The sequence below is a fragment of the Vibrio sp. dhg genome (assembly GCF_003443775.1).
GTDB classification, from domain to species: domain Bacteria; phylum Pseudomonadota; class Gammaproteobacteria; order Enterobacterales; family Vibrionaceae; genus Vibrio; species Vibrio natriegens.
The window spans coordinates 1196497-1210672 of sequence record NZ_CP028944.1 but is presented as its reverse complement, the minus strand read 5'-3'; the positions used below and the strand labels follow the sequence as shown (position 1 = coordinate 1210672).

Here is a 14176-nt window from a genome sequence, read left to right as displayed (position 1 = left end):
TTATGCGTTCTCTGCTTGAGCAACTATTTGTTGAGCAAGAAAAGGTTGAGTAAAGCGGTACAAGTAGTGAGGACCACCAGCTTTAGGGCCAGTACCAGACAAGCCTTGACCACCAAATGGTTGAACACCTACTACGGCACCAACTTGATCTCGGTTGATGTAGCAGTTACCAACACGAGCGTGTTTTTCAATCCAACGGTAAGTGGTTTCGTTACGACTATGGATACCCATGGTCAGACCAAAACCCGTTTGGTTGATTTGCTCAACAACGTTTGGTAATTCAGACGCTTTAAAGCGAACAATGTGTAGAATTGGACCAAATTGCTCTTCTTTCAGCACATCAATGCCTGAGATTTCAAACGCACTTGGTGACACAAAATCACCGTACTGACACGCTTCGTTAAGGTTCAACTCAGCCACTTTCTTCTGAGTTTTGCTCATTTGCTCAATGTGAGCCTGAAGTTTCTGCTTCGCATTTTGGTCGATAACCGGACCAACATCGGTTTCATGCAGATACGGTAAGCCAACTTTTAGCTCATTCATCGCACCTTGGATAAGCGTGATGATTCGATCCGCAACGTCTTCCTGCACAAACAGTACACGTAGTGCAGAACAACGTTGACCAGCTGATGCAAACGCAGAACGAATAACATCACGTACAACCTGTTCTGGCAGCGCCGTACTGTCGACGATCATCGCGTTCTGACCGCCTGTTTCTGCGATAAACGGAACAGGTTTCGCTGTGCGCTCTGCCAATGTCACGTTGATACGCTGTGCAGTTGCTGTCGAACCGGTAAATGCCACACCAGCAATCGCATCGTGAGAAGTCAGTGCATGACCGATTTCACCACCGCGACCAGGAAGCAATTGAATAACACCTGCAGGGAAGCCAGCTTCCAGCATCAGTTCAATTGCACGAGCTGCAATCAAGCTGGTTTGTTCAGCCGGTTTCGCTACCACTGTGTTACCAGCAACAAGTGCTGCTGTGACCTGACCAAGGAAAATCGCCAGAGGGAAGTTCCATGGGCTGATACAAACAAACACACCCAAACCTTCACGGCTCGAAATACGTTTAACGCCGTCAAAGCCTTCTAGCTCGAATGGTTTTAGATTTTGTGCTTGCTTCGCGTAGTAACGACAGAAATCCACCGCTTCACGAACTTCATCGATACTATCGTGAATCGTCTTACCTGCTTCCTTGTGACAAATCGCCACCAACTCAGCAAGATTCTCTTCCATCAAATCAGCAAGTGAGTCTAAGCACTGTGCTTTCTGCTCAATCGCCGTATCTTTCCACGCAGGGAAAGCACTTTGAGCCGCTTGAATTGCAGAGGACACATGATCAAGCGTAGCAAAAGCGACTTTACCTGCTTCGATACGACGATCGTATGGCGCAGTAACGATCTCTGCAGCGTTATCCTTGATCATGCTTTCAGCGAAAGACTCACCATTGATCACAGGACCAGCTGTCCATGTGTTGTTCAGGAAGCTTTCAACTTGGGTCTCAAATGGTTTAGCTTCACTTTCGATATCAACGTTTACGCCATAAGAGTTCTTGCGCTCTGGGAAAATACCCGATGGCAATGGAATCTTGTCGTTGTTCAACGTATCAAAACCAGTCAGCACATCCACAGGGTGATGCGTTAACTCGTAGATAGGGCAACGAGCGTCTACCAAACGGTGTACAAACGAGCTGTTTGCACCGTTTTCTAATAGACGGCGAACCAGATAAGGAAGCAGGTCAGCATGGCTACCAACTGGCGCGTAGATACGCACTGGCTGGCCGTATTTAGCCATCACATGGTTGTAAAGTGAGTCACCCATGCCGTGCAGGCGCTGGAACTCATAATCTTTGTGCTGCGCCATGACTGCAATTGCCGTCACAGTGTGTGCGTTGTGACTCGCAAACTGCGGGAAGATATTGCCACGTACGCCGTCACTCAATAGGAATCGAGCACAAGCTAGATAGGCAACGTCTGTCGCTTCTTTGCGAGTGTAAACTGGGTAGTTGTCGTAGCCAGCTTGCTGAGACCATTTAATTTCGCTGTCCCAGTAAGCGCCTTTAACCAAACGTAGTGGGATAAGATCGCCCTGCTCTTTCGCTAGCGCATTTATCCATACCAATACAGGTAGAGCACGCTTCGAGTACGCCTGAATTACCAGGCCAAACTTGCCCCAGCCTTTCACTAGGTCGCTGCGGTAGACTTTCTCAAATAGTTTTAAAGAAAGCTCAAGACGATCGGCTTCTTCTGCATCAATCGTAATCGCTACATCCACTTCAATCGCACGTTTTAGCAACTGCATTAACGAGTCGTACAACTCGGTCATGACACGCTCTTCATTTGCAACTTCATAGCGTGGGTGCAATGCAGAAAGCTTAATAGAAATAGATGGTGCTGGGCTGGTATCGCTGCCGTAAGTCTCTCGACCAACCGCTTCGATAGCCATTAAGTAATCTTTGAAGTATTTATTCGCGTCAGCCGTGGTCAGCGCCGCTTCACCCAACATATCAAATGAGTAAGTGAAACCTTTGTCGCGCATCGGGCGACCATTTTTTTGCGCTTCTTCGATTGTGCGGCCACGAACAAACTGATGACCCATGATCTTCATCGCCTGATACATGGCTTTACGAATCACAGGTTCAGAGAATTTGTTCACCAGACGGTTTACAGCCTGACTTGGGCTCTGGCTGCCTTTTTCACCAAGACCAACCACTTTACCCGTCAGCATAAGACCCCATGTTGACGCGTTAACGAAAACAGAGTCTGAATTTTTCAGGTGAGATTTCCAGTCCGCAACACTTAGCTTGTCTTTGATCAACGCATCAGCAGTTGCAGAATCAGGGATACGCATTAATGCTTCTGCAAGACACATCAACAAGATACCTTCTTGTGTATCTAAGCTGTATTCCAGCAGCAGGGCATCAATCATCTGGATTGACTTCTTATCGGCACGAATGGCTTCGATAAGTTTGGTCGTTTGGATAGTGATCGCCGATTTTTCTTCCTCTGTCGGCGTCGCTAGCGGCAATAATTGCTCTAGCCATTGAGACTCGTCCACCATATACAATGGCGAGATCAGTGACCACAACTTATCAAGCGGCTGCTCGATAAACTCCGGTGTCAACACGTTTGTAGCTGTAAACATGTGTGTTCCTCAATCTCACTCCTCGAAAACCGCTTCGAGGATCATCAATGGCTGGCAGTGTATTTTGAGGCCGACAAGAATACTTGTCAAAAACTACGGTATTTTTGCTAAAAACTCGCTTTTATAACAAAACATCCACACAATCACGCTCAAATAGGTAATATTTTGTATCGGAAATTTTAATTTTTCTGGCTTATTAACAACAAAAAACCAACGATATCAATAATATTGTTCGTAAGCCCGCGGTCCTAGCGGAATAACTCAGGACAGAATGCTGCTTTAACGTACAACTTGATGAAAAATGAAGAGAAAAGAGATCTAAATCACACTAATAAAAAACAAAAAACCATGCTAAAAGCATGGTCTTGAGTAAAAATCTTTGGAATTTATCCAATCTGTTTCTTATATTGTGAAGGCGATAATCCCTGAAGACGAGTGAAAGTATGGGTGAACGTACTTTGGTTAGAGAAACCTGTGAACTCTGCAATTTGCCCCAGCGATAGCTGTCCTTGATTGATTAACTCTCGCGCCATATCAATGCGTTTACCCAAAACATACTGATGCGGTGTAATTCCCATTTGCTCTTTGAATAAGCAGTGGAACTGACTTTCACCTAAAAACACTCGACCAGCGAGTTGAGCAACACTGATCTTATGGCTTAAATGCTGCTCGATGTAGCGGTCGATCGCTTCCAGATCAAAACGGGACTCTTTGCGGCTGGTTTCAAAAGCGGAGATATGGCGCTGCATCAGTGCGATGACCGTATCGTTACAAGCACGGCTCAATAACAGATCTTCTGGGTGACTGCGCATCTCCTGAACCAGCATCTGTATCAGCTTCTGAATTTGACTATCTAGCTTGAAGTACAGATGCGAACGCTCCAAATTGTTGAGTTTATCCAACATTTCCGGATCGTCATTGGTCGGTTTTGGCATATTGAGTACCAAAATATCTGACTGATTTATCACCCCTCCGAAAGCATGATCAGAGCAAGCGGTTACCACGCATCCCTGACCCGGCCCGACGAGATTTCCCTTCCCGCGCACTTCAAATTCAGCTTGTCCTTTCAACCCAATGACAATCTGAGTATAAGAATGATCATGGCATTCCATATAAGATGGAAGCGTGATCAGTTCTGCAGGGCGAGGCAGCATAATATCTTTATATAGCGGGGCTTTCGGGTTCTCTGAATCAGTCATTTCACACAGTCATCTTAAGCGTGAGGCTTACAATCACGCATGATATACCTTCTAGGGAAGCTTGCAAATCTTCCACACATTAATCGGACAAGATCAAAACACGATGATCAACATGAATTACATGATCATCGTTCCGGAACGATGATCATGTTGGTTCAAACTACGGTTAACGACAAACCAATTTTGATAGTAAAAACGGATAGATAGCGAGCACTGTTGAATGTAACCACCATTATTAGTAAAGATCCTCAATTGCAATCGGACGCTTACGTAGACTCAATCTACTGAGCGAATAATCAGTGATGAAGATTCTCTTAAATCATTGCTCATAGAGGGAATTCCCCCCTTACTTATATTCTACCGATTCAATACATTAGACCGAGAACTTTAGGGAACATCCCCCTTAAGATCTAGGTATCTCGTTGATACCTCTAATTTACCTAGCAGGCCCTCGCTACGTAAATTAGAACCTCTTCTACAAGTCAATAAGATTAATATCTTGTGTTGCCAGCCCGTCTTCAGGCTGGCTTTTTTTATATGAATGAAAACAATAGCATAAGCTGATATCATATTGACCACCTAACTGTATCCTCGCGTTAACTATCATTTTGAGAAATCTTAATCACGCCCGTCCCAGCGCCAACCAGTTTTAGCGAAACGACGAAAGCATGATCAAGGGACACTCTTTATGTAAATCGGAAAAAACGAGACGCGAGCTTATTAACCTGTATTTACTCAGTCAGAGAGTAGTGAGTCCTGTTGTGAATATCCCAGTCAATAGCATAGAACAGTCACTCCTTCGACAACTTCCCGGTTGTTGGGGGTGCAAAGATAAAGATTCCGTGTTCCGTTACGTTAATCAGGAGTATGCCGAGCTAATAGGCCATACCAGCCCCGAACATTGTATTGGTAAGACTGACTTCGACATGCTAAGCCCAACCACTGAGTGTGCAGAAGAGTTTCAACGTCAGGATAAATACGTTATGGAGACTGGTGAGTCGCTGAAAATTCTTGATATTCATCCCTACCCAGACGGACACTGGCGCGCCCACATTTTTACTAAAACGCCTTGGCGAGATGAACAGGGAAATACCCTGGGTACCATCTTTTATGGAAGAGAACTGACCGACACGGCAGTTATCGAAGTTGGCTATTGGGTTTGCCGAGCGGTCGAAACCGATCCTAATCAGCAATCCATATTCCGTTTCTCGAATCTAGACTCCAAGGCCGTGACACTCACCAAGCGTGAGCAAGAAACGCTTTTCTTGTTACTTTACGGCAAGAAGCCGCAGTTCATTTCCCAAGTAATGGGGATTTCGACCAAAACGGTTGAAGGTCACGTCGCTCGCCTGCGCAACAAATTTGATGCGAACAGCAAAAATGAGTTGATTGATAAAGCGATGGAAGCTGGATACGGCTCTGTGGTACCGAAGACCTTACTGAAGCATCAGCTTTCTGTTGTTCTCAATGGTGACAGATAAAAGTAGCAGATAGCAAAACACCGCCGAGGTGGCGGTGTCTTTCAGTCAAATAGCCTGATGTCGTGGACTATGGCGCTAAGCGATCGATGTCCCATTTACCGTCATGCTGCGAAAACAAGAAACGGTCATGCAGTCGATGCTCCCCACCTTGCCAAAACTCAATGCTTTGCGGTTTCACTCGGAATCCACCCCAAAATGACGGCACTGGAATTTCGCCTTTGGCAAACTTTTGTTTTAGTTCTAGGAATTTACCTTCGAGTACGCCACGAGCCGAAATACGACTGCTCTGCTTACTGGCAATGGCAGCAAGTTGACTTTCTTTAGGGCGAGACGTGAAGTATTTCATGTTTTCCATCGCGGTGAGCTTTTCGGCAACGCCAGTGATGTGAACTTGTCGTTCAAGAGGGTGCCAAGGAAAATGCAGACTGATGTTGCTGTTATGCTCAAGTTGTTGAGCCTTACGGCTACCCAGGTTGGTGTAAAACACAAAGCCATTTTGATCGACATTTTTCAGCAGCACAATACGCTGAAACGGCATGCCATTCTCATCAACCGTTGCCACCGTCATTGCGGTAGGATCAGTTAACCCCGCTTCAACCGCTTGCTGCAGCCACAGGTTAAATTGATCAATAGGATCCGCCGCCAAATCTTTACGACGCAGACCACCTTTCGTGTATTCACGACGAATATCAGCAAGTTCCATCTTTACTCCTTCACTATTTTTTGTCGATTGTGCTCTCGATAATAAGGAAATACAAGGACATCAATGGTTATGTCTCGTAATCGCTGCGCCTCACAGCATCATCAGATACCTTCTGATAAACTAGGCCTCAAGTGACTTATTTACCTTAATAACTTTAAGATGCAGGGAATATATCGAGACTATCAGAATCAATTATGATTGATTCATTAATCCCGCGTCTGAACCCAAAAACTCTCGCCGCCCCAATTAGGGATAGCGTTATAACTGGTGAGCTAAACGTGAACTTACTCAATCCCAAAGCACTTCGCCACTTTTTATTACTCCTGTTTGCAGTTGGTCTCACAGGGCTTGCTCTTACTCATCATTACGCAACTCAGTATCAACATGATCAATGGCAGCATAAACTAGAAAACCAAGCCTCTCTGGTATCGCAAGAAGTCGACTACGAGCTGGCTAAATTTGAGCAAATTCCTAATCTGTTGAGCCACGATCCAAGGTTGCTCAAAGCGGTACAGCAAGGCACTGCGTCTGATGAGCTTAATGTCTTACTGGAAAACTGGTTAAAACAAAGCTTAGCGGATACGATTTATGTGCACGACAGCACGGGGTTGGTCATTGCATCAAGCAACTATCAGCAATCGGATTCGTTTGTCGGTTCCAGTTTCAGTTATCGCCCCTACTTTCAAAATGCGCGACGCGGACAAACGGCTCAATATGTCGGTTTGGGCGTTCGCTCGAATAAACGCGGTTACTTTTTCTCGTCACCACTTTGGGTCGATGACCACGTCGCTGGCGTAATTACCGTTAAAGTGAACCTGGAACAGTTGGAAAAGCGACTCGCTCAAAACGGCACCGATGTTTTGATTGCAGATAAACATAATGTTGTCTTCATGAGTAACTTGCCCGAGTGGCGCTACAAAGCACTGTACCCTTTGACCCCAGAAGCGATTGATGCGCTGACTCAAACCCGACAGTATGGTGATACCCTGCCGGAATACAACGGTTCACTTACTGCGCAAAGCAATGCCGACAACTTCTCAGGCAACCAGCTTTTGTTGTCGCCAAATTATCTCGCTTATGCGACAGAGCTGTTAGACAAAGGTTTTCGAGTTATCGCACTGATAAATCAAGATACCGTTCTTGCTGCTGTTCTACAGGCGGATGCCGTTTATCTGATCCTTTACGCTCTCATCGCTTTGATTGCTCTTGCCTGGTTTCAAATGCTGGTCAACAAAGCCCATCTGGCCAATCTCAATGTCAGTTTGGAAGAAAAAGTCGTTCAACGAACGGTTGTGTTAAGCGAAGCGAATCAAAAACTGCAACAAACTATCCGCCAATATGAACAGAGCCAGCAAGAGCTTAAACAAACACAGCAGGAGTTGACTCAAGCGGCGAAACTGGCGTTATTGGGAGAGCTTTCTGCCAGCATTAATCATGAAATAAACCAGCCTTTAGCCGCATTGAGAACTTACACTGAGAACTCCCAACGTCTGCTGGCAATGGAACGCTATCCGATGGTCTCAGACAACTTGGAGAAGATGCTGACGTTGAATGACACCATTGCCGAAGTCATTGCTCGCCTGAAAGTCTTTACCCGCAAAACCGATCAAAACTCTTTCAGTGAAGTGTCGATACTGCATGATGCTGTACACAACGCCACCAGCATCTTAAGTAACAAACTGATTAAACAGGGCGTCACGCTGAAAGTACCCGAGATAGATAGCAGTTTGCGTTTAGCCATTCACAGTGTTGAATTGGAGCAAGTCTTGATCAATATCTTTCACAACGCAGCGCAGGCAATGGATGGCTATTGTATCGATCCGCAAATTTCGATTGCCGTTCAATGCGATGACTCGAGCTGTGACATTCTGATTTCTGATAATGGTCCTGGTATGTCCGACGAGGCATTAGCGAAAGTCTTCGACCCATTTTTTACCACCAAACCTGAGGGGTTAGGACTCGGTTTGACCATTTCTAAACGTATTTTAGAAAGCTATCAGGGTTCGCTCAGCGCCTTTAATCATAACAGCGCTACAACAGAGCAGCGCGGCGGCATGACCTTTGTGGTCAACATTCCGATGACCAAGCCATACACAACCACTCAATTAATGGAAAACGATCATGCATAACCCTGTTTTCTTCGTAGACGATGAACCTCATATTCGAGATGCGGTTTCTCAGGCCCTACTTATCGAAGGTATAGACGTCACTTGTCTGCCAAATGCCGTCGAAGCGTTACGCGTGATCGATCCAAACTCCCCTGCCGTCATCATTACCGACATTCACATGCCAGTGATGGATGGTCTGGAGTTCATGCGAACCTTGCTGAGCAAAAACAAACACTTTCAGTTTATCGTGTTAACCGGTCACGGAGATGTCAAAACTGCAGTTGAAGCCATGAAAAGTGGCGCGTACGACTTTCTGGAAAAACCTTTTTCAACTGATCAGTTAATGAAATCGCTCAATAATGCCGACGATAAACTCAATCTATTGCAAGAAAACATCTGGCTGAAAAAAGAGCTCGACATGCAAACGCATGTCGGTCCTAAAATGATCGGACACAGTAAAGCCATGGTAAATATTCGCCGGTTACTGATTAGCATACCGACGAGCCAACCTTTGATATTCATTGGTGAAGACGGCACAGGTCGCAGGCTTGCCACACAGTTTGCTCATGATATACACGCTACCGCCGACAGTGAATTAATCGCCGTCTCCGGAGAAGATCTACCAGAGCTTTCTATCGATTCGTTAGATAAAACCATTCAACGTTTAACCGAAGGGAAAAGCCATTGCAGCTTATATCTATACAATGCAGAAAACCTCTCTTTGGATCAGTGGCAGAGCCTATTTAACCATCCGAAACTCGAACGTGTCTTTGGTGCTGCGACACACGTAGAAAAAGACATCAAAAACATAGCAACGCTGATTCACTTACCCACCTTGGATGAGCGAAAAGAAGATATCGGCCCGCTGTACAAACACTTCGTACGCCATGCTGCCAGCCGTTATCAACTGCAACCACCACACATCAGCCTTGATGAAGTCAAATACATTACGGAATTGTCATGGCCTGAAAACATCAAACAATTGCGTCGATTTGCAGAATTGCGTGCACTCAAGCCTGATACCTTTCGTATCGAAGATTGGAATAGCGACAAAAGCATCGAAATTCAGAGTATGACCCAACGCACAGAACACTTTGAATATTGTCTATTAATTGATGCTTTACAGCGGCACAGAGGCAGACTTAAAGAGGTTCAACTAGAATTACAGGTATCACGCAAGACCTTGTACGACAAACTAAAAAAACATCAGTTGGACAAAACGAAGTTCAAGGCACTGTAAAGGCGGAAGCAGCGCCCGTGCCACACGGAGAACGGTATAACGTTGGGTGATTAACGGGGGGAGGCAATCCCTACACATTGATTCAGTCGAAGCAAAACGAGAACAAACGCATAAGACTGAACAGTAATTAGATCAAAAATATAATGAGCCATTGTGATCAGGGAATGTGATGGGCCAAAACAACTACAGCAAACTCAGCACTGATGAACTGGATTTTGTCGACGATAAAACCGCAGCTTTGCTTCTTAATACCCCCAGTAGCGCACGCCTGATGCTTTGGGTGATGATGTTTTTTTTCATTGCCGCTATTGGATGGGCCTCTTGGGCAAAAATAGATAAAGTGACCGTTGGCCAGGGCAAGGTCATTCCTTCTTCTCAAATTCAGGTCGTCCAAAACCTAGAGGGCGGCTTGGTCAAAGAAATTTTGGTGAAAGAAGGTCAGCTGGTCGAAAAAGGTCAACAACTCCTGTTAATTGACGACACCCGATTTCGCTCTGACTTTCGTGAACGAGAGCAGCAGGTTGCGAACTTAACGGCTTCCGTTCTTCAGCTTTCAGCCTCGATCAGCAGTGTGGAAGTCAATCGAGATTTCGATACAGACAACTGGAAACAGAGTGTCGTGCTGGATTATGGCAAACTCACCTTTCCCCCCCTATTAGAAGAAAAACAACCACAATTGGCACAGCGTCAAAAAGCGGAATACCGTGAAAATTTAGATAACCTGCGCAACCAACTTTCCGTTATCGATCAACAAGTCCAGCAAAAGCAGCAAGATCTCGTCGAGATAGAAGCCCGCGTGAGAAACTTACGTCAAAGCTATCAATATGTGCGTAAAGAACTGGATATCACCAAACCTTTAGCAGACGAAGGCGTGGTACCGCGTATTGAACTACTTAAACTACAGCGTCAGGTTAATGATACTCGCCGTGAAATGACGTCTAGCGAACTGAAAATTCCGGTGCTCAAGTCCGCGTTGAGAGAAGCCATGCTCAAGCGTATTGATGTCGCATTACAGTTCCGTTCTGAACAACAAGAAAAACTCAATAATGCACAAGACCAACTTTCAGAGTTAGTTGAATCAGCCGTTGGCTTGGAAGACCGAGTCAATCGCACCGTCGTCAACTCGCCAGTGACTGGCAAAATAAAAACCCTTTACGTTAATACCGTTGGCGGTGTTATTCAGCCAGGAATGGATATCGTCGAGATTGTTCCAACTGAAGATACCCTTTTGGTTGAAGCCAAAATCGCCCCGAAAGACATCGCATTTCTGCGCCCAGACCTGCATGCCATTGTAAAATTTACCGCTTATGACTTTACCAAGTACGGTGGTTTGGAAGGCGAGCTCGAGCATATCAGCGCGGATACCACCCAGGATGACGAAGGCAACAGCTTTTATATTGTCCGGGTACGCACAGACAAAACTAACTTTGGTCAGGGTGCCGATTTACCGATTATTCCCGGCATGACCGCATCCGTCGATATCATTACCGGCAAGAGAACCGTTCTGGAATATTTGCTTGAGCCTATTTTGAAAGCCAAAACCAATGCGTTAAAGGAGTAGACGACACGTGGCACTCTGACTTCATACTGAATTTGCAACGATGAGTTTGTAAGTTGTTAAATAAAAAGTAATTATTTCTCACAGACGAACTCATTATAAGAGTACACTTGTGACGTAAATCTAATATGCAACCCATTTTTACACGTAAAGTCACATTACTATTTAGCTTAAGTTGTCTTTCGCTCCAAACAGGTGCGTTAAACAAAGAAGAGCAACAATGGGTCGATAGAGTCACGGCAGTGTACGGCCAACGAGCCGGAGTGCGTGTCAGTACGTGGAGAAACACACTGACTGAACTAAGCCATGTGGATACCCGAGAGAAACTCGCAGGTGTTAACCGCTTTTTTAATCAATTGTATTTCGTTGATGACAAAAAGCTTTGGGGTACGTCGGATTACTGGGCAACGCCCCTCGAGTTCTTAGGAAGTAATGCTGGAGACTGTGAAGATTTTACCATTGCGAAGTATTTCTCATTACTTGAACTGGGTGTGCCTGACTCTAAGATGCGTTTGGTGTACGTTAAAGCCATAGAACTAAATCAGTTTCATATGGTGTTGGCCTATTACCCGACGGCCAGTGCAGAGCCGCTTATTCTCGACAACCTAAATGCAGAAATTGTCAGAGCCTCTAAGCGCCGCGACTTGCTACCGATTTACAGCTTTAATGGTACAAACCTGTGGTTAATAAAATCTTCTGCTGGAAACGGAGAACTGGCAGGGAAAGCCTCACGTTTGAGCCTTTGGAATGACTTACGCTCGCGCGAACGTAAGTTGCAGTTAAAAAAACCTAAAATTAAATATGACGAGTGAAAAACATGACCCTATATAAGAAGCTAGTAGTGGGAATGGTTACGGTCTTTGTGCTCTTGATGGCATCAGTACTCGTAATCGAATTCAATACTACTCGAACCAGTCTGGAGCAACAGCAGCGTTCAGAGGTCAACAACACCATCAATACTGTCGGTTTGGCATTAGCTCCTTACCTAAAAGACAAAGATAAGGTTGCCGTTGAGTCGGTCATTAATGCGCTGTTTGATGGCAGCACCTATTCCGTTGTTCGTCTGACATCGCTTGACTCAGATTACCAGATCGTACGTTCTTACCCAATCAAACCAAGCTCAGTGCCACAATGGTTTATCAACTTAAATCTCTTTAAAGCGATTCATGATAAACGTGTGGTGACCAGCGGTTGGATGCAGCTTGCCGAAGTTGAGATTATCAGCCACCCCGGCGCTGCCTATGAACAGCTATGGAAAGGATTCATTGGTCTGTTATCTGCGTTCAGCCTTCTCTTTCTGGTAGGCTTGATTGCTATCTCCTACATTTTACGACGTTCACTCAGACCGTTGGCGGCAATCGTACAGAAAATGCATGACATCGCGAATAATCAGTTTGGAGAACCGCTTACCCGTCCTAAAACCAAAGACCTGATTGCTGTCGTTGATGGTATTAACACCATGTCGGCTCAAATTGAGCTGTCTTTTAAAGAACAGGCGAAAGAAGCACAGCGTTTACGCGCTCAGGCTTACCTCGATCCAATATCCAAGCTGGGTAATCGCTCGTTTTATATGAATCAAGTCGATCAATGGCTAGCAGAAGAAACACAAGGTGGTATCGCGCTACTCCATGCCGAATATATTGGCGATATTTACGAGACGAAAGATTACCAACGCGCTGATGCGCACGTAAAAGAGCTTTCTCAACGCCTGAAAAATACCATCGATGTTTCGGGAGCGACGATTGCTCGCCTATCGAGTGACGAATTCGGTCTTCTCTTCCCTCATATGGATGAAAGTGAACTTCGTCTTATGGCCGACAGCATCGTTAACTGTGTGAATGGGTTAAACACCGACCCAACGGGCCTTGCTAAACCGAAAGCAGCACTTGGTGTTGCCCATAGTAAAGAGCATAAAACCCACTCTGAAATTCTATCAATGGTCGATAATGCCCTGTCCAAGGCAAAAGCTCAGCCAGATAAGCCTTACGGATTTATCGGCAGCGATTCCCCATCTAACCTGATGGGTAAACAGCAGTGGAAAGCTTTGGTTGAAGAAGCGATTCACAGTGACTGGATCCAATTCCGTTTTCAGGCTGCTAAAAATACCTGGGGTAAAGTTTTCCACAGTGAAGTCTTTTCAAGTATTGAAAAAGATGGCGAAACGTTCCGTGCGAACCAATACTTATTCGCGCTTGAGCAGCTAGAAGCGACCAACATTTTCGATCAGTACGTGATCGAGTCAATGATCAACATGCTAGAGCGTGGAGACATCACCGATCCTGTCGCGATCAACATTGCGCAAAGCAGTTTATCTCAGCCTTCGTTTATTCGCTGGACAACGAGCATGCTGGAAAAACACCCTGAAGTCGCGCCTAAGCTACACTTTGAGATTCCAGAAGAGTGCTTTATTGAGAATCCTCACCATACCGCCCTGTTGTGTAATGCTATTCGTCAGGCGGGGGCAATATTCGGTGTGGATAATTACGGTCGAAATTTCCAGTCGCTGGAGTACATTCAGGAGTTCCGTCCAAATTACGTGAAACTCGATTACTTGTTTACGCATAATCTGCACGATGAAAAACAGAAATTTACGCTGACTTCGATCTCTCGTACCGCGCACAACTTAGGCATCACGACCATTGCGTCGCGTATCGAGACTCAAATCCAGTTGGATTTCCTTGCTGAACATTTTGTTGAAGTATTCCAAGGATTTATTGTCGACAAAGAATAGAAGGTTCAA

At 45.3% G+C, this 14176-nt stretch carries 9 protein-coding genes; 6 read left to right on the top strand and 3 right to left on the bottom strand.

Annotated elements, in window-relative coordinates:
* Both putA and DBX26_RS21205 read right to left on the bottom strand, forming a co-directional pair.
* Complete coding sequence (putA, locus tag DBX26_RS21210; RefSeq protein WP_065300606.1) at positions 1-3147, bottom strand: bifunctional proline dehydrogenase/L-glutamate gamma-semialdehyde dehydrogenase PutA; 3147 nt, start codon at positions 3145-3147, stop codon at positions 1-3.
* Positions 3148-3533: 386 nt separating this feature from the next.
* A complete protein-coding gene (locus DBX26_RS21205) occupies positions 3534-4346 on the bottom strand; it encodes an AraC family transcriptional regulator (RefSeq protein ID WP_065300607.1) in 813 nt (270 codons plus the stop codon).
* A gap of 761 nt (positions 4347-5107) precedes the next feature.
* Here DBX26_RS21205 and DBX26_RS21195 point away from each other — a divergent pair.
* A complete protein-coding gene (locus tag DBX26_RS21195; protein ID WP_024372625.1) occupies positions 5108-5827 on the top strand; it encodes a PAS domain-containing protein in 720 nt (239 codons plus the stop codon).
* A 67-nt stretch (positions 5828-5894) separates the two neighbouring features.
* On the opposite strand, the gene pdxH is transcribed toward DBX26_RS21195, so the two are convergent.
* The gene (pdxH, locus tag DBX26_RS21190; RefSeq protein WP_014235106.1) at positions 5895-6530 is read right to left on the bottom strand and encodes a pyridoxamine 5'-phosphate oxidase; all 636 of its coding nucleotides are present in this window, start codon (positions 6528-6530) and stop codon (positions 5895-5897) included.
* 278 nt (positions 6531-6808) lie between these two features.
* On the opposite strand from pdxH, the gene DBX26_RS21185 reads away from it, so the two are divergent.
* From DBX26_RS21185 to DBX26_RS21165, 5 genes are all read left to right on the top strand, one after another.
* A complete protein-coding gene (locus tag DBX26_RS21185; RefSeq protein ID WP_065301593.1) occupies positions 6809-8659 on the top strand; it encodes an ATP-binding protein in 1851 nt (616 codons plus the stop codon).
* The gene (locus DBX26_RS21180) at positions 8652-9878 is read left to right on the top strand and encodes a sigma-54 dependent transcriptional regulator (protein WP_065300608.1); all 1227 of its coding nucleotides are present in this window, start codon (positions 8652-8654) and stop codon (positions 9876-9878) included. Before DBX26_RS21185 ends, DBX26_RS21180 begins: the two co-directional genes overlap by 8 nt.
* A 169-nt stretch (positions 9879-10047) precedes the next feature.
* Positions 10048-11439: an HlyD family type I secretion periplasmic adaptor subunit gene (locus tag DBX26_RS21175; RefSeq protein ID WP_014235109.1), complete on the top strand. Its 1392-nt coding sequence runs from the start codon at positions 10048-10050 to the stop codon at positions 11437-11439.
* Positions 11440-11564: 125 nt separating this feature from the next.
* Complete coding sequence (locus tag DBX26_RS21170) at positions 11565-12248, top strand: transglutaminase-like cysteine peptidase (RefSeq protein WP_020335032.1); 684 nt, start codon at positions 11565-11567, stop codon at positions 12246-12248.
* 5 nt (positions 12249-12253) lie between these two features.
* Complete coding sequence (locus tag DBX26_RS21165) at positions 12254-14167, top strand: LapD/MoxY N-terminal periplasmic domain-containing protein (protein WP_065300609.1); 1914 nt, start codon at positions 12254-12256, stop codon at positions 14165-14167.
* Positions 14168-14176: the final 9 nt, after the last annotated feature.

Coding starts and splice junctions, on each gene's coding strand:
- putA (WP_065300606.1), bottom strand. CDS start 3,147: ATGTTTACAGCTACAAACGTGTTGACACCGGAGTTTATCGAGCAGCCG.
- DBX26_RS21205 (WP_065300607.1), bottom strand. CDS start 4,346: ATGACTGATTCAGAGAACCCGAAAGCCCCGCTATATAAAGATATTATG.
- pdxH (WP_014235106.1), bottom strand. CDS start 6,530: ATGGAACTTGCTGATATTCGTCGTGAATACACGAAAGGTGGTCTGCGT.
- DBX26_RS21180 (WP_065300608.1), top strand. CDS start 8,652: ATGCATAACCCTGTTTTCTTCGTAGACGATGAACCTCATATTCGAGAT.
- DBX26_RS21175 (WP_014235109.1), top strand. CDS start 10,048: ATGGGCCAAAACAACTACAGCAAACTCAGCACTGATGAACTGGATTTT.
- DBX26_RS21170 (WP_020335032.1), top strand. CDS start 11,565: ATGCAACCCATTTTTACACGTAAAGTCACATTACTATTTAGCTTAAGT.
- DBX26_RS21165 (WP_065300609.1), top strand. CDS start 12,254: ATGACCCTATATAAGAAGCTAGTAGTGGGAATGGTTACGGTCTTTGTG.